Source organism: Pseudomonas putida group bacterium ESBL64 (genome assembly GCF_045277175.1).
Lineage (GTDB): Bacteria > Pseudomonadota > Gammaproteobacteria > Pseudomonadales > Pseudomonadaceae > Aquipseudomonas > Aquipseudomonas alloputida.
The window spans coordinates 3,597,349-3,621,533 of sequence record NZ_CP145799.1 but is presented as its reverse complement, the minus strand read 5'-3'; the positions used below and the strand labels follow the sequence as shown (position 1 = coordinate 3,621,533).

Below are 24,185 nucleotides of genomic sequence, written 5' to 3'. Positions count from 1 at the left end.
GTCACGGCACTAATCGTCGGGGCTGCTGCACAGCCCATCGCGACACAAGGCCGCTTCCACAGAAGATCGCGTTAGCCTGGCAGCAGTATGCTGACCCGCAACCCACCGCTCTCACGGTTCGACAGCATCAGCTCACCCCCATGGCTGGTGGCGATCCGCTGGGCAATGCTCAACCCCAATCCATATCCGCCGGACGCCTGGTTACGCGACCCGTCACCGCGCACGAAGGGGTCGGTAATGGTCGCCAGCAGGCCCGGGGCAATCCCTGGCCCGCAGTCGTCGATATGGATCAATACACCTGTGGTGGCCCGTTCCAACGTGACTGAAATGTTCTTGGCGTAGCGCAACGCGTTGACCAACAAGTTTTGCAGGCAGCGCTGCAACAGCAAGGCATCTACCCGCAAGCTGCCCGCCTTGCCGTGCACCGGAAGTGGTTCTGCGGCAGTGGCCAGGTCCGCACACTGGCGCGCGACCAATCGGTCCAGGTCCACCTGCTGCAGATTCCGCTGCTCCCCCGCACGCAGGTAGTCCAGAACCTGACCAATCATATCGTCCATCTGCGTGATGTTCTGCCGCAGGCGCTGGCGGTGTTCGTCATCGGGTAATCGCTCCAGACGCAGGCGCATGCGGGTCAGTGGGGTGCGCAGGTCATGAGACACGGCGGCCAGGAAGTAGGCCTTGTCATTGACCATGGCAATCAGCCGCTGCTGCATCGCGTTGAATGCCTGCGCCGCCTGGCGCACTTCCTCCGGGCCATCCAGTGCCAGGGGTGGCTGCTCGAGGTTGCTGCCCAGGCCGCGTGCGGCATCGGCCAGGCGCCGCAACGGGCGCAGGCACAGGCGCACGGCAACCAGGCACACCAGCAACACCGCGACGATGCGCAGCGCATACACCCGCAGCAGGTAATCGCTGATCAGCACCCAGGCCGACTCGCCGCTCCAGCCCTGCAGTTCCTGGCCCGCAACGGTCAGCCAGTGGCCATCGGGTAACGGCACCGCGAACTGGATATGCGCCTGGGCCGTGCGCAGGCCGAACAGGCTGCGCCAGACGATCGGCTGGCCCAGCTCGTCGGTGAGTTGCACGTGCATCAGGCGCACGTCCTGGGCATGCCCCAGCTCGTACTTCAGGGCCTGCTGCAACAACAGCTCGACCCGCCTGTGCCCGCGGCGCTCGTCATGCTCTTGCGCAGGCGGGCTTTCGACGCAGTGAAGCTGGTAGTGGGCTGGCGCCTGCAGCGTACCGCCGTGGCAGTCGGCCTGGGCAATCAGGGGGGCGCTGCGTGCAGCAACCAGTCGTACGGGCACCTCTAGCGCCTGAGCGAAACGCACGTCGAACCAGATGCTGCTCGACATCAACTGGATCACCAGCGTGCCACTGACCATGATCAGCAGCAGCTGACCAAACAAGGTGCGAGGCCATAGCCGGTGAAACCAGCGCATGTCAGGCACCAGCCGCGAGGGGGGCGAGACTCAGCAGGTAGCCTTCGTTACGGATGGTCAGGATTTGCGCGGTCCCCGCCGGCGCCCGGCGCAGCTGCTGGCGCAGGCGGCTGACACACATGTCCACCGAACGGTCGTCGGGCAGGTGGTCGCGGCCGAACGCGCTGCGGGTCAGTTGGTCACGGGAGACCACACGGTTGTTGGCTTCCAGCAGTTCGCGCAGCACGCGGTAGTCGGAGCGCGGCAGGGTCAGGGTCTCGCCATCCGGGCGGGTGAGCAGGCGCTTGACGTGTTCCAGGCGAAAGCCTGCGAACAGCTGGGCGTCCACCACGGGTTCTTCGGCAGAGGTGCCCAGGCGTTGCGGACGACGCAGTACGGCTTTGATCCGGGCGATCAGTTCGCGTGGTTCGAAGGGCTTGGCCAGATAGTCGTCGGCGCCTACTTCCAGGCCGATGATGCGGTCCAGCGTGCTGCCCTTGGCTGACAGCATGATCACTGCCAACCCAGGTGTGGCCTGCAACTGCCTGCACAGGCTAAGGCCGTCCTCACCCGGCAGCATCAGGTCGAGCACCACCAGCTCCACTTTGTGCCGGGCCAGCTGGTCACGCATCTGTTGACCGTCGGCTGCCGCCAGCACGTTGTAGCCGGCATCGGTCAGGTAATCACAAAGAAGTTCGCGGATCTCGTCGTCATCATCGACAACCAGCAGGGTCGTGCTCATGCAGAAAAACACCTGTTAGGTGAGGGCCGGCGGCGCTCGTTACGTTCAATTACATCCCCGTACATGTCGGGTCTGGAGCCCGGAGGGCTGATCCCTAGAATCCTAACAAAAAATCATCTGCAAATACGAAGCCTTCCCAAATGAATCCCCAAAGCATCACGACAGTGTTCACCCCCTTCAGTCAAAGCGGCAATTGCCTCAAGCCGCTGGCCTTCTGCGTCGCCGTCGCAATCAGCGGTGGTGCAGTGGCTGCCGACGGCAAACCCCTTGAACTCGACGCCACACAGATCGAAGACAGTGCATTACTGCCTGCCGACGATGCCGGCCAGTTGGGCTACACGGTCGAGAGCACCCGCAGCTCCACTGGCCTGGCACTGACGCCACGGCAGACACCGCAATCGGTTACCACCATCACGCGCCAGCAGATGGATGACCGCGACATCCACACCATCGAGCAGGCATTGGAAACCGCCCCAGGCGTAACGGCCAACAAGTCCGAGGTGGGTGGGCGCACCGACTACCGCGCGCGTGGTTACTCGATCAGCAACTGGAAGGTTGATGGCCTGCAGACCCAGGGCGGCTCCGATTTCAGTGGCAGCGGCAATGCGCTGAACATGGACCTGTACGAACGCATCGACATCGTGCGCGGCGCCAACGGCCTGCTGGGCGGCACCGGCGACCCCTCGGCCACCGTCAACCTGATCCGCAAGGCACCGACCAAAACCTTCGGCGGCAGTGCCTATGCCACTTACGGCAGCTGGGACAAGCGTCGTCTAGGGGCGGACTTGAACCTGCCGCTGTCCGAAGATGGCCGCCTGCGTTCGCGCTTCGTGATGACCCAGCAGGATGCCAACTCCTTCCGCGACAACCAGTCCGAACGTTCCCGCGCCGCGTTGGCCAATTTCGAGTTCGACCTGGACGACGCCACTACCTTGGGCGCCGGTTACCAGTATGAATACAACAAGGTCGTGGGTGGCGGCTGGGGCGCGAACATCCCGATCTGGTACCGCGACGGCAGCAAGACCGACTTGCCGCGCAGCACCAACGTGGTGCCCAGCTGGAGCTTTGGCGAGTACACCACCCGCACTGCGTTCGGTTCGCTTGAGCACCGCTTCGACAACGACTGGACCCTGGACCTGAAAGCCGCCCAAGCCACCACCGAAGCCCTGAACCATCGCGGCCTTGCCAAGGTGAACTCAGCTGGGCGCGGCAGCTACGGTGGCTATTGGGACCAGGACGGCAGCGGCGCCGTGCTGAACGGTTTGCACAGCTCCAGCGACACCACCCAGCAGTCGGCGCAGATCGACCTCTCCGGCCCGTTCCAGCTGTTTGGCCGCACCCACCAGGCCATGGTCGGCTACAACGACAGCCGCACCGTCGGCTGGTCGCCTCAGTACACCTGCACCATGGTCGGCGACGGCATGACCAGCGCGCCTGCACTGGGTTGCCAGTTCCGCGCCAACAACGGCTTCCCGGTGACCGACTGGCACAATGGCGTGGATGACGACTACGACCTCATCGCCTCGCGCACCGGCCTTCACAGCAAGACCACCACCCGTCTGCAGGGCATGTACGCCGCCACCCGCCTGAGCATCACCGACCCGCTATCGGTAATCGTGGGCGTGCGCACCAGCAACTATTCCTCGGTCACCCGCAGCGTGGCTGGCGAGCGCAGCAGCCAGGAAGAAAACGGCATCGTCACCCCCTACCTGGGCGCGGTGTATGACCTCAACGACAACTACTCGGTGTATGCCAGCTACACCGATATCTTCACGCCGCAAACGTCTGAAACCAGCAGCGGCAGCAAGGTCGAGCCGATTCGTGGGCAAAGCTACGAGACAGGTATCAAGGGTGAGTGGTTCGATGGCCGCCTGAACGCCTCGGCGGCGTACTTCCGCACCAAGCAGGAAAACAAGGCCGTGTTGGACGGCGACCTGACCACCCCGACTGGCGGCAGCGCCTACAAGGCCGGCTCCGGGCAGGAAACCGACGGTATCGACCTGGAAGTCGCAGGCGCCCTGACCCCCAACTGGAACGTCTACGCCGGCTACACCTATCTGCACTTCCGCCGCGTCGACAGCGACGGCCGCAGCGACCCGTCGCACCTGTTCAAGGCCTCCACCACCTACCGCCTGAGCGGCCCGCTCGACCGCCTGACCCTGGGCGCCGGCGTGACTGCGCAGACCAACATCCGCGCCATCTCCAGCCCGGCTGGCCAGCCCACGAACGGTGTGAGCAATGGTGCCACTGACGTGAACTGGTCCGGTTATGCCATTTGGAATGCCATGGCCAAGTACCAGCTGACCGACAACACCAGCGTCAGCCTCAACGCCAACAACCTGTTCGACAAGCACTACTACAGCCAGTACGGGTTCTATGCCGGGGCGATCTACGGCGACCCGCGTAACCTGTCGTTGACGGTAAGCACCGCGTTCTGATCAAGCCCTTCCACAAGGCCTGGCGCTGTACCTGTAGGAGCGGGTTCACCCGCGAACACCGGCGCAGCCGGTGCCTGCACGCGCATCGCCAGCTTCGCGGGCAAGCCCGGTCCCATAGAGCCAGCGCTGGGTTCAAGGCCTGCGCTGGGCCGCCAAGCGGCCCTTTCTTACCTGGGCTCTACCGCTTGCCCTGGATCAACCGGCTTCTCCAGCTGGCCCTCGAAGCTATCCCAATCCTCGCCAAACAGCTCCACCGGATGCATGGTCCGGTCTGCGCCATTGCCACAGGCTAGCGCCTTGGCAGGGCAGTACAGGTCGCAACCCCAGCAGATACGCTCGGGGTGGCGAGGGTTTGTGGGGAATCTCTTGGCCATGCTCAAACTCCCTCAGGGCTACCTGATCTGAACGTAAACCCCTCGCCCAGCCCGTCGTTTGACCGTCATCAATCCATTGGCGATCCAATGAGGTGAATGTCTTACAATCTAGCGAGCTTCGCCTTGGCGGGGTATCGCAGGGTCGATGATGCACATTGCTGTATCGCAAAAGGAGTTGCTTTGGTGCCCCATTCAACCGGCAAGCGCGGCGTGAGTTACGATCCGTCGCAACGGCGGCAACGCAGGGACATTCCATCCATCGTGCGCCGGGTGACGCTAGGCGTTGTGGTCGTCTGGTTGGCACTTGTGGCAAGCCTGAGCGGGTGGGTAGCGCAGCGCCTTACGGCAGAAGAACTCGACAACCTGGCGGCAGGCGCCGAATACGAAGCCCAGATCACGGGGCGAGTCGTAGACCGCCTGTTCACCGAGATGGCCAGCGTGGCCAACATGGTGGCCCGTCAAAGCGAGGTGATCCAACTCGCTGCCCGATATCGCCATGATCCGCCCGGTTTCGCGGCACTCACACGTGAGGAGCGCGCTTCGAAGTTCACCCGTGACCCGTTGGTGCGAAGCGTGGGTGATTTCATGGATAGATTGGCCGGTGATCTTCACTATGCCCGTATCTACATGAACAACCTCTCAGACGATACGGTGACGGCCAGCAACTGGGCGGAGTCATTCAGCATCGTTGGCCAGATCTATACGGGCAGGGCCTACCTCCTCGACGCATTGCGCACCGGCAGTGGTGAAATGTTCGGCATTGCCCGCCTGAACAAAACCCCCTCCTATTTCGTAGCCAGCCGCATCGACGATGCTGACGGCAAGCCACTCGGCTCTGTCACGGTCAAGTTCGATGCCCCGGACATCGCCCTTTACCTGACAGGGCGTCACATTGCCTTGATTGTGAACCGTCAGGGGCGCGTGACCACCGCGTCCAGCGAACCCTTCATGCTGCGTAACGTGGCGGCACTGCTCCCGCCCGATATTCGCAGGCCTCTGGATGGCGACGAAGAGCCGGGCGAGCCCATGGATATCCGCGCAGTGGCAGCCGCGGCTCAGGCCGATCAATGGCTGATTGGCGGGCACCCTTATCTGGTGCATCGCCAGCCCCTGAACGACGCGCAATATCAGCTGCTGACGCTGGCAAAGCTTGATCACCTGCAGCCGATGCGTCAGCAGTACTACTGGACCGGAGCCTCTGTGGCAGCGCTCGGGTTGATCTTGATCTTGCTCTCCAGCCGTGTGGCCGGGCAGATGCTATTGCGCCGCCAGGAAGAACGCTATGCAGCCAACTATGACGCGCTGACCGGGTTGAAGAACCGGCGTGCGATCCTGGCTGCCTTGCATCGGCATTTCGCGTTGGCGAAGCGAACGGGGCAGGGGGTGCTGGTGGCATTTATCGACCTCGACGAATTCAAGGCGATCAACGACACCTACGGGCACGAGGTGGGGGACAAGTTCCTGATCGAAGGCAGCCGGCGCTTGCAGGGCGGGTTGCGGGCAACGGATGAACTTGGGCGCTGGGGTGGTGACGAGTTCGTTGTGATCGGCTTGACCGCTTCGATCAACCCGGACGAAATGGCCAAAACTGCCGCAGCGATGCGCAGACGGCTGGTGCCGCTGCTGATTGGTAGCTACGAGTTTGACGACTGCCGGTTCGATTACGCGGGTGCGAGTTTTGGTATTACGAGTGTTGATCCCGCTGCGACTTCGCTGCAGGCCGCGCTTAAAGCGGCGGATCAGTTGATGTATGCCGATAAAGAGGTGCGGCGGGGGTTGCGGAGGGTTTGAGAGGGGGGAGGGCGAGGGGGCATAACGACACTGAAAACAAAAAAGGCCCACCTTTCGGTGAGCCTTTCTTGATACTGCGTATGGGCACCAGGAGTCGAACTATATTCTATATATATGATTTTTATATATTCTTTTTCGTCGCTCAGTCGTTCTATCTCTTTGGATACCCTTTACCTTGGTACTGATTTAGTACGGTTAATGCGACTGATTTTCAGCTATGCCTAGTCTTATTTGGATTGCTACCTAATTATGAAGCTTTGGCGGCATTTGAATGGGCGGGAATATAGAAGGCGGCCAGATGCAGCCGCTTCAGAGGCTTTGACTCGAATATCTGTAACGTTGGCTAACGGTTGTTTAAAGGACGGGTTCTAATCCGTCCCGAGTTAGATAATTGAACGACTTGAGCAACTTATTAGCCATTAGCACCACGGGCCATTTGATAGTAGCTGAAGTAAATGTTTCCGGTCTGAGCTGCATGCCGCTTTTTTCGAAGCAATAGGCTCGTGAAATCTATGCGCTCCTCAAATACAGCCATTAGGTCGCCGCCATCCATTAGTAAGATAGAGGCACCCCCTGCTTGATGAGCAGCGACGCCATCCTGAGAAAAGCCATTTATAGACAAGAACACACCTAAAGTGTTTTCAAGCTTTGTTCTTACCTTCTCGGAAAAAACAGCTAGGTCGGCTTTATTGACAAGATCTTTCTGCCACTTTGCTTCGAAGAGATACTCCGTGCCATCTAACGAAAACGCACCATCTAGCTGTTCTCCAAGATTCTTGAATGACGCCTTGGGGTCAAGATCAAAAAGCTCGAATAACTCATACATGATTTTTTCTAGTTCAAACCCACGGCCCTGAGCATTGTCTGTCCCAACAAGAGGCATGTACCTGTTTTTGATTTCTTCAAGCTTTCGGCGAACGGCTATGTTCGCCTTTAGTTTTTCGGCTGCTTCCTCTTGTCTTCTCTTGATCTCATCTTGCTCTTTTTTTATTTCTTGATGAGGTTCAACGAGCTGTTTTAATTGGTGTACTGAGCTTCGCGCCTTCTCTACTTTCTGAGGGCCGTCATCTAGAGATTTCAGATGTGAAAAATCAGAAATCTTACAAACTTCATAACAGATTTTTGTCAAATCGCCAAGATGAGAATTTTGGTTGGCAACCAGATAGTCAATGATGTCCGAGGCGATTTGTCTCTTGTAGTTTTCCCAATTGAATTTATTAAGTATAGAGGGGTTAGATAAACAAAGCTGGAGGAAGCCCCTTAACTCGGACTTGTACCAATAGACGGAACACAAAGCTTCTTTCAGTGCCATGATTCCGGCGGGGGATATCTGCTTTGCCATACGCAGTACCTTTTAGTGACGGCTAACGTTTGGTTAAGGAGTGAATTTTAGCTTGTTCTCATAAATTTAGTAAGCAATTACAGCTGTTAATTATAGCCCATTGGGGCTAGGTGGTATGAGCAGTTACAAGATATGGGCTTAGAATCTTAGTAATTCCGATCATATCGCTAATGAATATAGCCTCTAGCAAGAGCATTACGATTGGGAGAAGATATGGAAGCAATGTTGCTACTAGTGAGGTGACATGAAGCCTTGCACGATTTAAACCTGTAATACTGTAGTCGCGCCGCATTTCTAATGTAGCCAATATATAGTCCCGCTGACTATGGTTTTCTGTGTCGGTTACAATGTCGGAGTATCTTTCCTGGTACTTGTCAAGGATTTTAACCTTGTCGTGTTCACCAGCTGTTTCTTTGCTGATTGACCTATTCAGGTCTTTTAGCTTGTCACCGCACTCAGTCAGATTCTCTGCGCGCAATTCGTATCTAGCTGTCCCTATTACCACTGAATATACAAGAACGGCAACTGCAAGAAATATAGATACCATGTTAAGCACGCTGGCGGAAAATGCCAACTGCACGCCTGAGTTTTGCATTAGAGGAATAAAAATCAGGCCGAGTGAGAGAATCGTGGTTGTGAAAAAAGCAAATTTCCCTTGCCGTTGTAGGCGTGATGCGGCGTTATAGCGGCATTTGGCAGTTACACGAATGCTAATTTGTAGTCGCTGGATTACATCCTTGTCAGGCCTATTTACCTCTCCTTTTGAAAAGAGCCAATAGAAGAATTTTCTAAGAAATGCCAACATATTCACTTCTGGCCTAATGTTCAGATTAAGTTTCCGGATATGCCGGTCCCGACAAGCGCAGCAAGTGGTTTGAGCTTCTCGATAGGCAGAGAAAACCCGGCCAACGCTGCTGATTATTAGGATACAATAACTGAGCCGCTGCAGAGACTCAAGTGCGTAGAGAACGGCGGTAATGAGTTGTACACAGAACATTTATGTCCGCCAAGCCGGCGATGGGTTGATACCTCACGCAGTCCTCATGGCAAGTTTTCATGTGGCGAACGAGAAGTGGTTGAAATTTGAATTCTGAAGGTTTGTGCTAGTTTGAAAATTAATGCAACTACAACGCTTGGTCAAAATGCGAGGCATTTGCTCTGCTCAAGTGTGTTGGGGGTTAAACGGTTGTTAGAATAATAATTCTTGGTTGCGTTGGGTGTCGGTTATTTTGAAGTCGTCATCGAAGTAGAAACCAAGATTTTTAATTAGCTTTTCTGTTAGTTCAAAAAATGCCTTTGCTACTTGATATGAAAGCTCTGCGTCTTGCACTGAGCATGTGTTTGCCTGATGTGCAATTTTGTTCCTCAGCGCCTGGATTGTTTCCCGTTCTTTCCATAGGGAGGTGTTAGAGTTTTCCCTGCAATATTTAGCAGCGCCAACAGGGATTTCTATATTGTCTTCTAGTATTCTGAATATTAAGTCCTTGAAGCGATCAACTCCGGTTTGCTTGACGAGTAGTGTAGAAATAAGCTCGGCGACGGATTCACTATGCACTAACCCTGATACAATGGGTTTTAGAATTACAGATTTAAGAATTACTTCTGTGCCAATCGCTGAGTAGAGAAGTGACGCGGTTGGGTCTGAGGAGACTCTCATCGAAGAAAGAGTTAAAAAATTTACTGCTTTGGTAGCAATAAATGGATTCGAACGATAATAAGACTGAAGTCTTTCAGTCACAAATTCATCTATTGCCTGGCCCCTGTGTTCTTCATAAAGCTCTTCAGCTAGTGATGATACAAACTCGTCGTAGGCCTCTTCTCTTTCTGCTTCGTAATGGTCTATTGACACAGCTGTGCTCTCTGCTTATTTATAGTGTAGAGTTTAGTGGCGAGGTTCAACGTCATATTAGAAAGATTTTAGGTTGATCGCGATGTCGATTTGTTTCGCCTTGGCTATCTCTGACGTTTTTTTGGAAATTTGCGTTTTTAGTTCATCGATCTTCATCATTCCTTGTTGGTCAATAGCCACAAAATCGTCATTGCTAGATTTTGAACCGTTTACTATCGCTTGAATATCAGAGACAGAGTCCATTATTTCTCGAAGAAATTTGATCATCGTCTGATCGTCGAAGTCAGATATTGATTTTGCCCGATCCTTTCCGCGTATGGTGCCCTTGCTAATTAGCTCGGATATTTCTTTGAGCCCTTGAGTCATGTCGGAGATATTGCCTTCACATGACATCATGTGTTTAATAGCGTTGCGATTTATGGTGTTAAGAATAATTTCTAGAGAGTCCTTGTCATTCCAAGGATGCAATGAAGAATAATCATGATGTCGCCGCACTGCATTCAGCATACTTTGTATTTTATCTTCATCCGCCTTGTCGCAGAGCTCCCCAATAAAATAGCTCGGGTCAATTACTTTGCAGTAGGCTGGGGTTGGGGATTTTGAAGCCTTACAGAAGCCGAAAATATAAAGAGTTGCATAGCTATCTTTCAGGCTCACGCCAGCTTCGTTTTTACTCTCGAAAGCTTTGATTGTCTTCTCAATCTTTGCCGGGCTAGCATTCGATGTAACCTGAACGGCAATCTTTTTTTTGTCGTCCGCTAAGTCAATTGCTGGGAAATTAACATTAAGCTGATTCTTGTTAGATAAATCCCCGATGCTTAGTGCGCGGAACATATGAATGGATAATGCCTCAAGCATTCGTTCCATGTCGTGGAACCCAGCCTTTTGGCGTTGGATAATGTAGGTTTGAAGCAGCGCGATATCTGCTTGCAGGTTTCTGATGAGTGCATCAATCATAGTAAGCTCTTCCTGGTTTCTAGCTATAACTAGGCGACATTTGTGGCGTGATTTATTTTACCCATTCTGTCTGGCAACGTTCCTTGTACATCTTAACCCCTTGTCCGGCTTCTGCATCACGCCACAACCGTGACATGAGGCAGGGAGGAAATCGATATGATCGGAACACACATTACTTGCGCACTCGCAGCGTGTCCATGGTCTGCTATCTGGCCGATAGCTGCTGGTAGTAACAATCAGGATCCGGCTCTACTCAGAGATAGAAGGTCCATGACGCTTGTAGGCGCCGAGCGAGCAGTCGGATCGTCAGTAGATAGTAATACCGCGTCGCCTTACTACGTTGAGTCAGATGATGCTCAAGAAACCACGCCAGATGCTTCCTCTGCCAAGCCCAAGGCGTCACTCTCTGCCAGCGCTCTGCAATTTCAGCCTGGATTATTTTCGCCTCTTGTACATGACGTTGTCGTGTTGCGTGCGAGCCGATCAGCACGCCAGCCAAGAACAGTTCCATATCGAATGCCTTACTCATGTGCATCCTCCAATGTAGGCAGCGACCACCTCGAACCGACCATGTCCCAACTCATAGCTGATTTGCCTTCGGGCCTCACGATCTAGGTTACTTTCTGCTTGGCAAAATTGGCCGCCGTTGATAGGCACTCGGTGTTGGGTGATTCGCTCATAGCGTTCACACGCGTACGCCGCTCGTAGCTCGTGGAAGCCTTTGAGGTTGTGTGCATGCAGAATGTCCCGCGCGGGGCGGATGGTTTCTTGCAGAAGATTTAGGTAGCTCTCGTGTGGGGCAATCAGGTTGCGGCTACCCGTGGGTGAAACCTGCCGTGCGAATCCAAGTGCACCTCGAACGTGATCGTCCACCGCAATCCAGCGGGGAGCCGAGGCTCCGGCTCGGCCGCCTTTGGTGCCATCCTGAATGTTGATCCTGCCTAGGTCATTAGCCTCACGGCTTAGCCGTGGCAGGTCCGCCAAAATAGCCTCACGCAAGCGCATGCCGGTGGCTCGCGCCAACATAACGACCGCTGCTGCCCGCCGCTGATCACGGCTGCAAAGCGCATCGACGATCTGTTTAACCTGTTCGCGGTCTTGACCCTGCGGCACTGAGTGTCGGCCCCCAGTGCGCTGCATACCCAACGCCTTGCTCGGACTTGGCAATTTCACGTACTGATCACCGCGAAGCGCCGCCATGGTCTTGTTAACGCTGGATAGCCGGTTTTGTGCGGTGCTGATGGCGAGGTCACCGCGTCGAACCACGTCGCTCAGGTACGCCGCGTAGTCAGCCAACACCTTCCGATCAATCTGCCGGGCATCATTGATACCAGGGCCATGATCGGAGCGGCACCACTTCACGAATGCCTGCCACCGATCACAGTGCGCCTTGACCGTGCCGTAGTGGCCGCCGGCGAACATATCTTTCAGCGCCTGCGGCCCTGCATAGCTCAATTGCCTGCCGTAGCCGAAATTGCGGCCATCGCGTTTACCCACCAATGCCATGTCGCTCACCTCATCTTTCGATCTCCGTTCCTCGCCCCACGTCATCCCGCCAAGAATGCTGAGTGTTATCAGGGATCAAGGCCCCTGCGACCTGTGGGGAATGTCCACTACGCGGGACTGGCGGCTCCTTACGTCCGGGAGCAAGGGCATCTCATGATCTGGCCTCCTGAGCACCGTTACCGGTGGGCGGGTGGAGGCTGCATTGGCTGACGAGACCAATGCCGCGAGATCCTGAGCCAGGTGCAAGCAGCAATGCGATGACCGGGGCATGCCTGACTGTCAGTCAGGTGCAGTCCATTCCTTGGTCTGCGGCACCATCATCTGCAGCGCTGTTGCTGATGACATCGGCGTTTGTCACGCCGATTGTCACGAGTGAGGTTGCCGCAAAGCCAAATGCGATGAGGGCTGCAGCAGTGTCAGGAGCGCCCGTCTCTTTCCGGTGAAAGAGACGGGCGCAGGTTGGCGCACGTGAAATGGCCAAGCGAATAGGCTGCTGCTGAGCAGATGGGTAGGTTGGTTGCCGCAGGGGCAACAATATTGAGTTGGCATCCATCACATGGGTAGTGACCGTACGAGCTGCCGGACGCGAATCGTACTTGCGGGTGAACCACCGCGGGAGCGACGTGACCTTAAAGGTTCGGGTCACCTGGGGTGCTGTCATCGACAGCTCTTGCGACTCCCGGTCCACGCTTATGGACAATGTTCGTCAAGCAAAGCGATTTCAGGGATTTAGCGCCTGTGGATAAAGCTATCCCCCGGTGGACATCACTGGTTTTCCACAGACGTACGCTGTGCCAGCGGTTTTTTTCTTAGGTATGGTCCTTTCAAACGGGGCGGCTTTGCAGCCCCGTTTGAAAGGACCCGCGTGGATTGCGGTGCTGTGGGTAACTTCACAGCGAGTTTGAGGTGGTGATGCGCCGGGTTACTCAGTCCTCTTGGCACTGCGAAGCCGCGTGACGTTCTCGCCCGTCTGCTTGGCAAACTCATGCGGCGTCACATGGTCCTCGCGGTTCGCCTCCAGAAACCGGCTCCACCAAGTCATGATCATTCGGCGCTCTTCGAGGAACTCAGCCTTGTGGGTATAGGCGGCGCGCACGTTGTTGCGTTCCTTGTGGCTCATCTGCCGCTCGATAGCCGTCTCCGACCACAGCCCGGACTCGACCAGCGCACTGCACGCCATGGCTCGGAGGCCGTGTCCGCAGATATCCACCTTGGTGTCGTAGCCCATCGTCCTGAGTGCGGCAAACCCCGGCCCCAAATGAGGTCGAACTGATTTCAGCGGGCGAGAGAAACACGATATTTCAGGGTCAAACCGCGAAACATTTCTAATTCCGCCAACTGCAAGCCACTGCGCTAGATTCCCTCCTCCTGGCATCCATGCCGTCCCCAATCCAGCATCTCGCCGTGGGTAGACCGTTGAAAAAGTTTGCGTTTGTGAGTGCAGCTGCTGAGCGTGAATATAAAGGCCTTCCCAAGGACGTTCAGGACGATTTTGGTAAAGACCTGCGACGCATCCAGTATGGCCAGGACCCAGAGCGGCCGATCAAGTCGTTGACGGAATCGGTGGGGACGGGTGCGATTGAGCTCATCATCAACGGCAGCCCTGCATTCCGACGCGTGTACGTGGCCAAATTTGCAGACATGGTCGTCGTGTTGCATTCGTTCGTAAAAACGACCAACAGGCCCGACCGGCACGCGATGCAAGTCGCCGAAGAGCGGATGAAGGAGTTGAAGCAAGAACTGAGAAAAATGGGATACAGGGTTTAGCTGCCAGGCGTTTGGGTGATCACGATCTGGGGCGGTGAACCGGCATCGTTCGAGGGCAGGGTCAGGGTTGTGCGAAAGCCGAGCTTGTCCAGCATGTCCATCATGGCGTCCAAGGTGAATTTCTCGATCTTGCCATTTGCAAGCTCGGATATGCGGGATTGGGTTACGTTCAGCTTGGCTGCGGCATCATGCTGTTTGAGGCCCATTTTTTTGATGTAGTCAGTGATGAAAATGGACAAGTCCATTTTCAAGGCCATTTTGCTGGCGGTATCTGCGTCGTGGGTGGCGTGGAAAGGGCTTTCGTGGAATTGAAGCGCCATTGGCTTGCCTCGGCAGAAATATCTAAAATTTGCGATAAATCGTAGTGGGGATTGGTTGGCGAGTCAAAGCGTTTGTGTCGGAGGGTGTGTCTGTTTTTGAGCTGGGCTGTGATCAGAGAATTGCATCTGCTTGGGGGGGTTGGGGCTGCTGCGCAGCCCATCGCAGGCAAGCCAGCTCCTACACCGATCGCGGTGGCTTCAGGGCATCCGTAAGGCAGGGGATTGGGGGCTGCGGGGGGAAAACAACAAAGGCCCACCTTTCGGTGAGCCTTTTTTGATACTGCGTATGGTGCCGGCACCAGGAATCGAACCCGGGACCTACTGATTACAAGTCAGTTGCTCTACCATCTGAGCTATACCGGCAATGGGGCGTCATTATAGCGATCGTTTGGCGCCTGTAAACCACTTCCTTGCGAATGTTCGCAAAAGACCTAAGTCACCGGCCCAAAAGAAGAATTTTCCTACCAGCCGCGGTGCATGGTGGTGACGCTAGGCTCGCTTTTACCCGGGTTGAAGAACAGCTTGTCGTTGTCGCAGCCGCGCTTGCGGCATGGGGCTTCTGTGCGCAGGGGCAGGCCTTTGTCGCCGCCCAGTTGCATGCCGGGGTGGTTCCAGCCCAGGTTGCTGTTGGGGTGGGGCGAGGTGCTGCCGGCGCAGCCGGTCAGGGCCAGGGCGAAGGTCAGCAGGGCGAGGGGGGTGGCTCGGGTCACGATGCTCAGGTCCGGTGGTCCATTGTCGGTTCTGGCGCAACGCCAGAAGGTCGCGGGGCTGGCGGGCAGCGCGCGACGTCACTTTTTAATGATTTGGGGGGCGGATGATACACCGTTGCGGGGGTGGAGCATTAGCCTTGTGTTGTCTGGTATGGCCTCTTCGCGGGTGAACCCGCTCCTACAGGGGGGCGGGTAAGCCGGGTTATCTGTGTAAGGGAATTCTGAACCATGGGGTCAAAAGCTTCAGGGTTTGGATGCTTCGGAAGTATCCTACGCGCGCCGCCGAAGTAACGCTGTTGTCGGGGAAGTGGCTCACGGATACCGTTTTCGGGTCGCTCTGGCGACCGGGTGTGAGAACCCGACTACGAATTTAGCGGCTGCGTAATGGCGACCGTGCGCGGGCAGACTTCGGTCTGGCCGAGGCTTCCTATATTCACTCGGTTTCTCACCCCGTGCACGGTTGCCGCCATTTGTTCCGGTGAGAAAGAATGAATGCTGCAACTCCTTGAGGAATATAGGAGTTCGAAAAATTGAAAAGCCTTCCGCCAGATAACACCCCCAAACCAATCACAACCGCAGGCGTGGAAACCTTCCTCGCAGCCGGTAACCCATCCCTCAATCTGCTACGCGTAGAGCCCGGCGTCCCCGTCGACGCGGCCTACGAGCATGTCTCGATCCTCATGGGCTACATCAAGCACCTGGTGCGCGAGGGGGATATGGAGGACGACCATAAATTCCTGGGTGCAGCCGATTACCTGTGCGACATGGCCAAGGCGCTGATGAACGATATCGAGATTGCCAAGGGCAAGGCGCATTAGGCATTGACGCGGTCATTTGTGGGAGCGGCCTTGCGTCGCGAATGGGCTGCAAAGCAGCCCCGGCGATTTCAGAGATTGTGTCGAAAACGGGGGCCGCTTTGCGGCCCATTCGCGACGCAAGGCCGCTCCCACAAAAGCCGCTTGCGCTAACCACAAGAAATGTTTATGCACAAGTGGCATTTGGGACCTGAGCGAAAGGCATGCCGGATCGCTACGCCGCTTGTCTTTGCGCAAACGCCTGTTTTTACTGGGCTGTAGCCGCAAGCAGGAATAAGCCAAGCGCTTGAAATAGCGCTTGGATCCAACAGGTAATCACAAGCTTGTTCACAGACTTATCCACAGGTTGTGCTGCGGCTAACCGTCGCGTTCCGCGAGAATGAGCAGGTTGCGCGGGGTCAGTGGGTAATCGCAAAACAGGCCCAGGCGCACGTCATAGCCTTGTTCTTCGAGGAACAGGGCGCGATCAAGTACCAGCCACAGCTCCAGTGGCCGACGGAACAGGTTGCGTACGCGCTCCAGGTTCCGGACCTCGGCCAGGCGTTGCCAGCCCGCAGCTTCCAACATTGCCCAGTCCGGGTTGCCGCTCACTGGCAATTGCTTCAGTTCAGCCAAGTCACGGCAGTATTGCTCGAAGGGCTTCTCCAGCCAGGCCACCGGCAGGGAAGGCGTCGGCAGGTATTCATCGCTCTGGCGCTGCTGGCGTTGCAGCAGGTCGAAGCCCAGGCGCCGGGCCATCGAGGTGTCGCGTTGGCGCCGCACGCGGGCGCCGGCAGTGACGGTTTCGCTCAAGGGCAGGCCCAGGTCGTCCAGCGACAGCTGCAGGCTCGACGCCTGCGCGGCTGTGGATAACGCCTGGTATTGCTGCGCGGCGATGCGGTTGTAGCAGCAGGGGGCTATGGCCAGTTGCCGGCAACCTTGCTGGCTGGCCAGTTGCATCAGGCGGACATGCAGATCGCCACAGGCATGCAGGGCAACCACGCTTTTATCGTTAGCCAGGTGGCGAGCGCTGTCGCTGGCCATCACATCCTGATGTACGTGCTGTGCTTGCAAGTGGTGGTGTGCACTCAGGGCCTGACCGGCAGCGACCAGGGCGGCGTCGTACTCCAGGCAGGTCAGGTGTTGCCCAGGTTGCAGCAGGCGACGGCCGAGGTGGCCTTTGCCAGAACACCAGTCCAGCCAGTGCCGGGGCTGCTCGCGGAAGGCCAGGTGGCTGGCGAAGGCTTCGATCTGCTGCCATTTGCGGCCGGGGACGGCGACGTCCAGGCGGTGGGCGGCAGGCGGTAGATTGGTTTGCGCAAGGCTGCCGAGCGTGGCGAGCTGTCGGGCTTGTTCGGCCAGTTGCGGGAATGGGGCAGGCAAGCGGTCAGCGGCGCTGTCGGCTTCGGCGTCTGCCAGGGAACGTTGGCGTAGGTGGGCGGCAAGCTCTGGGTGGGTGGTTTCCCAAGGCAGTTGCAGGGTGGTGAAGGGGCGGGGTTTCCACAGCTGTTGGTGCTCGATCAGGAACTGGTCGAGGGCCTGGAAGCGGGCGCTTAGGTGGTGGCTGTGGAGGGGGCTGGGCATGGGGATGTGTGTTGGGGTTGAGGGCCTGTTCGCGGGTAAACCCGCTCCTACGACGGTTCAGCATAGGCCTGTTGTAGGAGCGGGCGTGCCCGCGAAGAAGGCTAGGAGATGTCAGCGGCCTTGGCAGGCATCCACGCGCAACCAGCGCTCCAGCAGCTTGAAGCCTTGCACCAGCATGAACGAGATCACCAGGTAGAACACGCCTGCGGCGAAGAAGATTTCCACCGGCAGGTAGGTGCGGGCGATGATGGTACGGGCCATGCCGGTCAGTTCCAGCAGGGTCACGGTACTGGCCAGGGCACTGGCCTTGAGCATCAGGATCACTTCGTTGCTGTACGCCGGCAGGCCGATGCGCGCAGCGCGTGGCAGCATGATGTAGAACAGCGTTTTGCCACGCGACATGCCCAGCGCCCGTGCCGCTTCAATCTCACCTTTAGGGATCGCCTGCAGCGCGCCACGCAGGATCTCGGCGATGTACGCAGCGGTGTGCAGGGTCATGGTCAGCACCGTGCACCAGAACGGATCGCGCAGGTACGGCCACAGCGAACTGGAGCGCACCGCATCGAACTGCGCCAGGCCGTAATAGACCAGGAACAACTGCACCAGCAGCGGCGTGCCACGGAAGAAGAAGATGTAGCTGAACGGCACCGCGCGCACGTACCAGTGGCGCGAGGAACGGGCGATGCCCAGCGGGATGGCCAGGATCAACCCGGCAACCACGGCGATGGCCACCAGCTCCAGGGTCAGGGTCGCGCCTTCGGCCAGGCGTGGCAGCCATTTGAAGATGACTTCCCAATTCATTATTCAGCCCTCGCAAAGCCGCGAGCGGCGCGTTTTTCCATGAAATGCATACCGGTCATGGCAAGCACGGTCAGGCCCAGGTAGATGCAGGCCGCGACCATGTAGAAGGTGAACGGCTCTTTGGTCACGGTCACGCCAATTTGCGAGTGGCGCATGATTTCTTCAAGGCCGATTACCGATACCAGGGCGGTGTCCTTCATCAGGATCATGAACAGGTTGCCAAGGCCGGGCAGGGCGATGCGCCACATCTGCGGCAGGATGATCCGCGAGAGGATGCGGCCCTTGGACAAGCCCAGCGCCAGGCCGGCTTCGCGGTGGCCCTTGGGGATCGCCAGGATGGCGCCACGGAACACTTCGGTGGCGTAGGCGCCAAAGCACAGGCCCAGGGCGATCACGCCCGCGGCGAAGGCGCTTAGCTCAAGGCCCGGCATGTTCAGGGCTTCGCCGAGGCTGTTCATGAGCCCGACGGTGCCGAAATAGATAAGCAGTACCCACAGCAGTTCGGGCACGCCGCGAACCAGGGTCGAGTAGAAGCCGCCAAGCCATTGCAGCGGCTTGAGCGGTGAGGTTTTGGCCAGGGCGCCGAGCAGGCCCAGGACCAGCCCCAGCAGCAAGGCGCAAAGCGCCAGTTTTACGGTCATCAGGGTGCCGGCCATCATGGCCGGACCGAATCCGTGCAGGTCGATATTCATGGGCAGGTCATTTTAGGGACTGGCGCGCCACTTGGGCGCGCCGGTCAGGGCGGGTCATTCGATACTGAACGGGAAGTACTTGTCGTTGATCTTCTTGTACGTGCCGTCGGCCTTGATCTCTGCCAGGGCTTTGTTCAGGTCGTCGCGCAGCTTGGTATCACCTTTGCGCACGGCAATGCCGATCTTGTCGCTGTCCATCACCGGCTCGCCCTTGAACTCGAAGTTCGAGCCGTCTTTGCTTTTCAGCCACTCGTACTGCACGTACTTGTCGGCCAGGATGCCGTCGATACGACCGGAGACCAGGTCGAGGTAGGCGTTTTCCTGGGTGTCGTACAGCTTGACGTCGACGCCCTTGAAGTTGTCTTCAAGGTAGGTGCCGGCCAGGGTGGCGCGCTGGGTGCCGATGACCTTGCCTTTCAGCGACTCTTTGTCAGTCTTGAAGTCGACGTTTTTCGGCGCGATGAACTGCAGCTTGTTGGAGTAGTACGGCTCGGTGAAGTCCACAGCCTGCTTGCGTTCGTCGGTGATCGACAGCGACGACACCAGGAAGTCGAACTTCTTGGCGTTCAGGGCCGGGATGATGCCGTCCCAGTCGGAGGTAACGACCGAGCATTCGACTTTCATCTTGGCGCACAGGGCGTCGCCGATGTCTTTGTCGAAGCCAACCACGTTACCGCTGGCATCCTTGTTGTTGAACGGTGGGTAGGCGGCTTCGATGCCCATGCGCAGTTTTTCTGCGGCCATGGCGTTTGCCGACATCACCAGCGTGGCAGCAGCTGCCAGGAGAAACTTCTTGTAGGTGTGCATGTATTGCTCCGTTAGCGGTGGCTGGACATGAATTGCTTGCAACGCGCCGAGGTCGGGTTTTCGAAGACCTGCTGCGGCGATCCCTGCTCTTCGACCAGGCCCTGGTGCAGGAAGACGACTTCACTGGACACATGGCGGGCAAAGCTCATCTCGTGCGTCACCAGCAGCATGGTACGGCCTTCTTCGGCCAATGCGCGGATAACGTTAAGCACTTCCTGGACCATTTCCGGATCGAGTGCCGATGTAGGCTCGTCGAACAGGATGACCTTGGGCTTCATGGCCAGGGTACGGGCAATGGCGGCGCGCTGTTGCTGGCCACCGGAAAGCTGGGCGGGGTAGCTGTGGCGTTTGTCGTAGATGCCGACCTTGTTCAGCAGCGCTTCGGCGGCTTCGATGGCCTCGGCCTTGCTTTGGCCGAGCACGCGGCGTGGCGCCTCGATGATGTTGTCGAGGATCGACATGTGCGGCCACAGGTTGAAATTCTGGAAGACAAAGCCGATTTCGCTGCGCAGGCGATTGATCTGGCGGTTGTCGGCTGCGATCAGGTCGCCATTCTTGGCGGCCTTGAGCTTGAGGGCTTCGCCGGCGACCAGGATTTCGCCCTGGTGCGGGTTCTCGAGCAGGTTGATGCAGCGCAGCAGGGTGGACTTGCCGGAGCCGGACGACCCCAGGATGGAGATCACGTCACCGTCGCGAGCGGTCAGCGAAATGCCCTTGAGAATTTCCTGCTCGCCGTAGCGTTTGTGCAAATTGCGGATTTCCAGCGCGGGCGTGGCCTGAGCCATGTGCGGTCCTCATGTGTTCGGGTGCGTTCCCAGCTGTTGGCGGCCTTCCTGGCGTGCGCCAAGCTAGCATAGCGGCATTATGACGGCCAACAGGGTCGCCGGGGACTGGGGGCGCTGGTGGGGCAGTTTGTCGCATCGCTACAGCGTAACGTCGCGCAGATGTCCGCGAAGGTGTCGCCCAGCACCAGAGCCTTGATGAAAAAAGGCGCGATGGTGCCAGCTTTGGCCGGCGCATGGAAGCTGTTTTGACCCATTGGAGGGGTAAACCCGACCTTTTGCCAGTGCAAACGGGTTCACCCACGAATGCCATGTTGATGTCACAAGGTTGTACCTATGGGTTGCACTTTTTTGCATTGCGGTGGTGCACAGGTGTTACCGAGGAGCACCTTTGGTGCATTTGTAAGTGGGTATTTCAGTAATCCGATGATTTGATGCCCTTTCGGTCATGCAATGGCCGAAAGCCCTCCAAGCCGCATCCTAAAAGGCCTGCAGAATTTTCTGACGGGTGTATTCGGCATGTGGCGCGCTTATTGCCAGTTGGAAACCGCCGATTGCAGCGACGCCTGGGTCAACCCCTGGCGCGCTCTGTACCCGCAGTCGGCGTGGTCCACTCCTTACAAAGGTAGTTTCAATGAGCGGTAACAATTCCAATGACCTCGCTCAGGGGCTCAAACAACGGCATGTGACCATGCTGTCCATCGCTGGCGTCATCGGTGCCGGCCTGTTCGTAGGCTCCGGCCACGCCATCGCAGCTGCCGGCCCTGCCGTGCTGCTGGCTTACGCTGCTGCCGGTACGCTGGTCGTGCTGGTCATGCGTATGCTGGGTGAAATGGCAGTCGCCTCGCCTGACACCGGTTCGTTCTCTACGTATGCCGACCGTGCCATCGGGCGCTGGGCCGGTTTCACCATTGGCTGGCTGTACTGGTGGTTCTGGGTGTTGGTAATTCCGCTGGAGGCCAACGCCGCCGCGGCCATTCTGCATGCCTGGTTCCCGGCGGTTGACCTGTGGGCGTTCTCCCTCATCATTACCCTGGCACTGACACTTACCAACCTGTGCAGCGTGAAGAACTACGGTGAGTTCGAGTTCTGGTTTGCCCTGCTCAAAGTGCTGGCGATCATCGGCTTCATCGCCGTGGGCTGTGCTGCCTTGTTCGGCTTTGTACCGAGCAGCCAGGTGAGCGGTGCCAGCCACCTGTTCGATACCCAGGGCTTCATGCCCAACGGCCTGGGCGCAGTGCTGGCAGCCATGCTGACCACCATGTTCTCGTTCATGGGTACCGAAATCGTCACCATCGCCGCTGCCGAGTCGAAGGACCCGGGCAAACAGATCAGCCGTGCCACCAACTCGGTAATCTGGCGTATCTGCCTGTTCTACCTGGTGTCGATCTTCCTGGTCGTGGCCCTGGTGCCGTGGAACGACCCGGCCTTGGCCGAGACGGGCTCCTACCAGACCGTGCTGAGCCGTATTGGTGTGCCGAATGCCAAGCTGATCGTCGACATTGTTGTGCTGATTGCCGTGACCAGCTGCCTGAACTCGGCGCTGTACACTTCTTCGCGCATGTTGTTCTCGCTGAGCAAGCGTGGCGACGCCCCGGCCATCGCCCAGCGCACCACCAAGGCGGCGACCCCGCATGTGGCGGTACTGCTGTCCACCGCGGCTGCGTTTCTCTGCGTGTTCGCCAACTTTGTGGCACCGGCCCAGGTGTTCGAGTTCCTGCTGGCCAGCTCTGGCGCCATCGCGCTGCTGGTGTACCTGGTGATTGCCGTGTCGCAGCTGCGCATGCGCGCCCAGCGTGAAGCCCGCGGCGAGAAGATCACCTTCAAGATGTGGCTGTTCCCGGGCCTGACCTGGGCGACCATTGCCTTCATCGTTGCCATTCTGGTGGTCATGGCGCTGCGTGAGGATCACCGTGCGGAGATCATTGCGACTGCGTTGCTGAGTATTGGTGTGGTGGCGGCTGGCTTGCTGGTGCACCGCAAGCGCGAGGCTGCCGGGCGGGCGGCGCTGGACAGCTGATCCGCGCTGGCTGAAATGAGAAGGCCGCGCCCTGTGAAGGGTGCGGCCTTTTTTTGTTGCCTGTGATGGCCCTTTCGTGGGCAAGCCCGCAGGTTCGCCACAGGCCCGTAGGAGCGGGTTTACCCGCGAAAGGGCCGGGCCTGCTGGCCAATTTCCCTGGCTTATCACCGTCGCAGCCGCCATCGTATTCGCGGGTAAACCCGCTCCTACAGGGGCCGCGCGGAGGCCACAACGGGTTACATGGCCCTGTCAGCCAAACTGCTTCTGCTGTTGCTTGGCCACGAGTTCGGAAGCAGCGATATAGGCGTCCTGGAACTCATCACTCTCCAGCCAGGCCATGGTGGTCTCTTCGTCAGCGCCGTCCAGCCATTTGCGGTAGGCGTTGAACACCAGCACGATGTAGTCGGTGGCGTGTTCTTCCTTGTGCCCCTTGAGCACCAGGGCGAGCAGCGGATCCACCAGGAACACCGAGATCATTGGCACCAGGCCGCCTTCCTGGGCTTCCTTCATCTTGTTGAACATCGCGTCGTAGCTGCCCGACTCCATGGCCTTGTTGTACACCTGCTCGACGCTGGCGCTGTCGCCGGCGCTGGCCTTGACCGCTTGGCCGCTGCGTACCATGCGGTTCTGCTTGGCCTTGCTGGCGGCGCGCTTGGCGCGTTTCTGTTGCTTGGTAGGGGTGGCCATGGGGAAATCCTTGGGTGTGTCTGAAAGTGCGCGTATTGAAGCGCAATTGCCCGATAAACCCAAGCCGTGCGCCTGGGCGCTGCAGCTTGAGATGTCTGTGGGATACATATCCAGATTATGCGAACCGTGGGCCCTGCGTAGCTTCTCTCCTGCTGCCAGCCATGCTGGCTGGCAGCCTGTCACTGCGCCAATTCGGCGTCTGTGAGTGATGCGCACGTTTGCGTTACAAAGGAGGAGTCATGAAGCACTTTTATCTGGTCACCCTGTACGGCTACACGGACGATGGCAGGGTTTACTATCCAACCGGTTTCGCCGATTGCGACGAGCAAAGGATTACAAAGGCTGACATCGCCGCCATTATCGAAAAAGGCAAGCAACACGGCCACCTTCAGTTGCACAGCATCTCCTACATGGGGCACATGACCGAGGACGCATTCAATCATCTTCGTTCCATGTCGGACGAGTAAGGTTTGGCCCGCAGTCTGCTTATGGCTGCGGGTTTCTCGATTGCATGGCGAGCCTTCAGGTTGCGTTGTGAAATCTGGTGTTCTTCGAAGCTGCTGAAGTTAAAAATCACAGGCAACAAAAAACCCGCACTAGGCGGGTTTCTTGTTGTCGCTTCGGGTAACTTTGCAACCACCAGAAGCTTGAAGGTGGTGCCCAGAGACGGAGTCGAACCGCCGACACGAGGATTTTCAATCCTCTGCTCTACCGACTGAGCTATCTGGGCGACGAGGTGAATTAAATAGATTTCCGGACCGCTCGTCAACGACTTTTTGAAAAAATTTTAAATTAATTCCGTCG

At 57.6% G+C, this 24,185-nt stretch carries 24 protein-coding genes, 2 tRNA genes and 1 pseudogene; 6 read left to right on the top strand and 21 right to left on the bottom strand.

The annotated features are described in order from the left end of the window. Positions 1 to 71: 71 nt before the first annotated feature. The gene (locus V6093_RS16580; RefSeq protein WP_265978653.1) at positions 72 to 1,439 is read right to left on the bottom strand and encodes an ATP-binding protein; all 1,368 of its coding nucleotides are present in this window, start codon (positions 1,437 to 1,439) and stop codon (positions 72 to 74) included. A gap of 1 nt (position 1,440) precedes the next feature. Continuing rightward, on the bottom strand, positions 1,441 to 2,160 hold the full coding sequence (locus V6093_RS16575) for a response regulator (protein WP_060545248.1): 720 nt from the start codon (positions 2,158 to 2,160) through the stop codon (positions 1,441 to 1,443). 140 nt (positions 2,161 to 2,300) lie between these two features. On the opposite strand from V6093_RS16575, the gene V6093_RS16570 reads away from it, so the two are divergent. Further along, positions 2,301 to 4,598 carry a TonB-dependent siderophore receptor gene (locus tag V6093_RS16570; RefSeq protein WP_088513480.1) on the top strand — a complete coding sequence of 766 codons (2,298 nt, stop codon included), beginning with the start codon at positions 2,301 to 2,303 and terminating at the stop codon, positions 4,596 to 4,598. A 167-nt stretch (positions 4,599 to 4,765) separates the two neighbouring features. On the opposite strand, the gene V6093_RS16565 is transcribed toward V6093_RS16570, so the two are convergent. Next, positions 4,766 to 4,972: a DUF3079 domain-containing protein gene (locus tag V6093_RS16565; RefSeq protein WP_014860378.1), complete on the bottom strand. Its 207-nt coding sequence runs from the start codon at positions 4,970 to 4,972 to the stop codon at positions 4,766 to 4,768. A 183-nt stretch (positions 4,973 to 5,155) separates the two neighbouring features. Here V6093_RS16565 and V6093_RS16560 point away from each other — a divergent pair, with 183 nt between their 5' ends. Next, positions 5,156 to 6,763 (top strand): sensor domain-containing diguanylate cyclase, encoded by a 1,608-nt coding sequence (locus V6093_RS16560; protein ID WP_054888469.1) that lies wholly within the window; start codon positions 5,156 to 5,158, stop codon positions 6,761 to 6,763. A gap of 412 nt (positions 6,764 to 7,175) precedes the next feature. Here the strand turns inward: V6093_RS16560 and V6093_RS16555 are convergent, their stop codons facing one another. The 8 genes and pseudogenes from V6093_RS16555 to V6093_RS16520 form a co-directional block, all read right to left on the bottom strand. After that, the gene (locus V6093_RS16555; protein WP_406669558.1) at positions 7,176 to 8,105 is read right to left on the bottom strand and encodes a hypothetical protein; all 930 of its coding nucleotides are present in this window, start codon (positions 8,103 to 8,105) and stop codon (positions 7,176 to 7,178) included. Between the two features lie 106 nt (positions 8,106 to 8,211). Continuing rightward, positions 8,212 to 8,910, bottom strand: coding sequence for an SLATT domain-containing protein (locus tag V6093_RS16550; protein WP_265978661.1), 699 nt, complete (start codon positions 8,908 to 8,910; stop codon positions 8,212 to 8,214). 384 nt (positions 8,911 to 9,294) lie between these two features. After that, positions 9,295 to 9,954: a hypothetical protein gene (locus V6093_RS16545; protein ID WP_265978663.1), complete on the bottom strand. Its 660-nt coding sequence runs from the start codon at positions 9,952 to 9,954 to the stop codon at positions 9,295 to 9,297. A gap of 57 nt (positions 9,955 to 10,011) precedes the next feature. Continuing rightward, positions 10,012 to 10,911 carry an SMEK domain-containing protein gene (locus V6093_RS16540; RefSeq protein ID WP_265978665.1) on the bottom strand — a complete coding sequence of 300 codons (900 nt, stop codon included), beginning with the start codon at positions 10,909 to 10,911 and terminating at the stop codon, positions 10,012 to 10,014. A 253-nt stretch (positions 10,912 to 11,164) separates the two neighbouring features. Continuing rightward, complete coding sequence (locus tag V6093_RS16535; RefSeq protein ID WP_265978667.1) at positions 11,165 to 11,440, bottom strand: hypothetical protein; 276 nt, start codon at positions 11,438 to 11,440, stop codon at positions 11,165 to 11,167. After that, complete coding sequence (locus tag V6093_RS16530) at positions 11,437 to 12,417, bottom strand: integrase domain-containing protein (protein ID WP_265978669.1); 981 nt, start codon at positions 12,415 to 12,417, stop codon at positions 11,437 to 11,439. The genes V6093_RS16535 and V6093_RS16530 overlap by 4 nt, the downstream gene beginning before the upstream one ends. A gap of 283 nt (positions 12,418 to 12,700) precedes the next feature. Beyond that, a complete protein-coding gene (locus tag V6093_RS16525; RefSeq protein WP_245150127.1) occupies positions 12,701 to 13,078 on the bottom strand; it encodes a hypothetical protein in 378 nt (125 codons plus the stop codon). 261 nt (positions 13,079 to 13,339) lie between these two features. Next, positions 13,340 to 13,660: pseudogene (locus V6093_RS16520) on the bottom strand (integrase); the annotation flags it as partial. 173 nt (positions 13,661 to 13,833) lie between these two features. On the opposite strand from V6093_RS16520, the gene V6093_RS16515 reads away from it, so the two are divergent. Beyond that, positions 13,834 to 14,184, top strand: coding sequence for a type II toxin-antitoxin system RelE/ParE family toxin (locus tag V6093_RS16515; protein WP_265978737.1), 351 nt, complete (start codon positions 13,834 to 13,836; stop codon positions 14,182 to 14,184). On the opposite strand, the gene V6093_RS16510 is transcribed toward V6093_RS16515, so the two are convergent. The 3 genes from V6093_RS16510 to V6093_RS16500 form a co-directional block, all read right to left on the bottom strand. After that, positions 14,181 to 14,504 carry a helix-turn-helix domain-containing protein gene (locus V6093_RS16510; RefSeq protein WP_265978673.1) on the bottom strand — a complete coding sequence of 108 codons (324 nt, stop codon included), beginning with the start codon at positions 14,502 to 14,504 and terminating at the stop codon, positions 14,181 to 14,183. The genes V6093_RS16515 and V6093_RS16510 overlap by 4 nt on opposite strands. A 287-nt stretch (positions 14,505 to 14,791) precedes the next feature. Beyond that, a tRNA-Thr gene (locus V6093_RS16505) sits at positions 14,792 to 14,867 on the bottom strand. Between the two features lie 98 nt (positions 14,868 to 14,965). Continuing rightward, complete coding sequence (locus V6093_RS16500) at positions 14,966 to 15,214, bottom strand: hypothetical protein (RefSeq protein WP_265978675.1); 249 nt, start codon at positions 15,212 to 15,214, stop codon at positions 14,966 to 14,968. Positions 15,215 to 15,744: 530 nt separating this feature from the next. Here V6093_RS16500 and V6093_RS16495 point away from each other — a divergent pair. Next, complete coding sequence (locus tag V6093_RS16495; protein ID WP_047603189.1) at positions 15,745 to 16,032, top strand: DUF3077 domain-containing protein; 288 nt, start codon at positions 15,745 to 15,747, stop codon at positions 16,030 to 16,032. A 354-nt stretch (positions 16,033 to 16,386) separates the two neighbouring features. Here V6093_RS16495 and V6093_RS16490 read toward each other — a convergent pair whose 3' ends face one another. The 5 genes from V6093_RS16490 to V6093_RS16470 form a co-directional block, all read right to left on the bottom strand. Continuing rightward, positions 16,387 to 17,592, bottom strand: coding sequence for an adenovirus L4-33K/L4-22K family protein (locus V6093_RS16490; RefSeq protein WP_047603187.1), 1,206 nt, complete (start codon positions 17,590 to 17,592; stop codon positions 16,387 to 16,389). A 111-nt stretch (positions 17,593 to 17,703) separates the two neighbouring features. Further along, positions 17,704 to 18,393 (bottom strand): ABC transporter permease, encoded by a 690-nt coding sequence (locus tag V6093_RS16485; protein ID WP_010951649.1) that lies wholly within the window; start codon positions 18,391 to 18,393, stop codon positions 17,704 to 17,706. Beyond that, positions 18,393 to 19,085 (bottom strand): ABC transporter permease, encoded by a 693-nt coding sequence (locus V6093_RS16480; RefSeq protein ID WP_003255749.1) that lies wholly within the window; start codon positions 19,083 to 19,085, stop codon positions 18,393 to 18,395. The genes V6093_RS16485 and V6093_RS16480 overlap by 1 nt, the downstream gene beginning before the upstream one ends. A gap of 54 nt (positions 19,086 to 19,139) precedes the next feature. Further along, the gene (locus V6093_RS16475; RefSeq protein ID WP_003255747.1) at positions 19,140 to 19,892 is read right to left on the bottom strand and encodes an ABC transporter substrate-binding protein; all 753 of its coding nucleotides are present in this window, start codon (positions 19,890 to 19,892) and stop codon (positions 19,140 to 19,142) included. An 11-nt stretch (positions 19,893 to 19,903) separates the two neighbouring features. Further along, positions 19,904 to 20,677: an ABC transporter ATP-binding protein gene (locus tag V6093_RS16470; protein ID WP_003255746.1), complete on the bottom strand. Its 774-nt coding sequence runs from the start codon at positions 20,675 to 20,677 to the stop codon at positions 19,904 to 19,906. 631 nt (positions 20,678 to 21,308) lie between these two features. On the opposite strand from V6093_RS16470, the gene gabP reads away from it, so the two are divergent. Further along, entirely contained in the window at positions 21,309 to 22,694 is a 1,386-nt protein-coding gene (gene gabP / locus V6093_RS16465; RefSeq protein ID WP_003255745.1) for a GABA permease, read from the top strand. Between the two features lie 249 nt (positions 22,695 to 22,943). Here the strand turns inward: gabP and V6093_RS16460 are convergent, their stop codons facing one another. Beyond that, on the bottom strand, positions 22,944 to 23,381 hold the full coding sequence (locus V6093_RS16460; protein ID WP_003255744.1) for a hypothetical protein: 438 nt from the start codon (positions 23,379 to 23,381) through the stop codon (positions 22,944 to 22,946). A 239-nt stretch (positions 23,382 to 23,620) separates the two neighbouring features. Between V6093_RS16460 and V6093_RS16455 the strand changes: the two genes are divergently transcribed. Continuing rightward, entirely contained in the window at positions 23,621 to 23,848 is a 228-nt protein-coding gene (locus tag V6093_RS16455; RefSeq protein WP_003255743.1) for a hypothetical protein, read from the top strand. 187 nt (positions 23,849 to 24,035) lie between these two features. Here the strand turns inward: V6093_RS16455 and V6093_RS16450 are convergent. Further along, positions 24,036 to 24,111 (bottom strand) — tRNA-Phe (locus tag V6093_RS16450). Between the last annotated feature and the right edge of the window lie 74 nt (positions 24,112 to 24,185).

Coding starts and splice junctions, on each gene's coding strand:
- V6093_RS16580 (WP_265978653.1), bottom strand. CDS start 1,439: ATGCGCTGGTTTCACCGGCTATGGCCTCGCACCTTGTTTGGTCAGCTG.
- V6093_RS16575 (WP_060545248.1), bottom strand. CDS start 2,160: ATGAGCACGACCCTGCTGGTTGTCGATGATGACGACGAGATCCGCGAA.
- V6093_RS16570 (WP_088513480.1), top strand. CDS start 2,301: ATGAATCCCCAAAGCATCACGACAGTGTTCACCCCCTTCAGTCAAAGC.
- V6093_RS16565 (WP_014860378.1), bottom strand. CDS start 4,972: ATGGCCAAGAGATTCCCCACAAACCCTCGCCACCCCGAGCGTATCTGC.
- V6093_RS16555 (WP_406669558.1), bottom strand. CDS start 8,105: ATGGCAAAGCAGATATCCCCCGCCGGAATCATGGCACTGAAAGAAGCT.
- V6093_RS16550 (WP_265978661.1), bottom strand. CDS start 8,910: ATGTTGGCATTTCTTAGAAAATTCTTCTATTGGCTCTTTTCAAAAGGA.
- V6093_RS16540 (WP_265978665.1), bottom strand. CDS start 10,911: ATGATTGATGCACTCATCAGAAACCTGCAAGCAGATATCGCGCTGCTT.
- V6093_RS16535 (WP_265978667.1), bottom strand. CDS start 11,440: ATGAGTAAGGCATTCGATATGGAACTGTTCTTGGCTGGCGTGCTGATC.
- V6093_RS16530 (WP_265978669.1), bottom strand. CDS start 12,417: ATGGCATTGGTGGGTAAACGCGATGGCCGCAATTTCGGCTACGGCAGG.
- V6093_RS16525 (WP_245150127.1), bottom strand. CDS start 13,078: ATGACAGCACCCCAGGTGACCCGAACCTTTAAGGTCACGTCGCTCCCG.
- V6093_RS16510 (WP_265978673.1), bottom strand. CDS start 14,504: ATGGCGCTTCAATTCCACGAAAGCCCTTTCCACGCCACCCACGACGCA.
- V6093_RS16490 (WP_047603187.1), bottom strand. CDS start 17,592: ATGCCCAGCCCCCTCCACAGCCACCACCTAAGCGCCCGCTTCCAGGCC.
- V6093_RS16485 (WP_010951649.1), bottom strand. CDS start 18,393: ATGAATTGGGAAGTCATCTTCAAATGGCTGCCACGCCTGGCCGAAGGC.
- V6093_RS16480 (WP_003255749.1), bottom strand. CDS start 19,085: ATGAATATCGACCTGCACGGATTCGGTCCGGCCATGATGGCCGGCACC.
- V6093_RS16475 (WP_003255747.1), bottom strand. CDS start 19,892: ATGCACACCTACAAGAAGTTTCTCCTGGCAGCTGCTGCCACGCTGGTG.
- V6093_RS16470 (WP_003255746.1), bottom strand. CDS start 20,677: ATGGCTCAGGCCACGCCCGCGCTGGAAATCCGCAATTTGCACAAACGC.
- gabP (WP_003255745.1), top strand. CDS start 21,309: ATGAGCGGTAACAATTCCAATGACCTCGCTCAGGGGCTCAAACAACGG.
- V6093_RS16460 (WP_003255744.1), bottom strand. CDS start 23,381: ATGGCCACCCCTACCAAGCAACAGAAACGCGCCAAGCGCGCCGCCAGC.
- V6093_RS16455 (WP_003255743.1), top strand. CDS start 23,621: ATGAAGCACTTTTATCTGGTCACCCTGTACGGCTACACGGACGATGGC.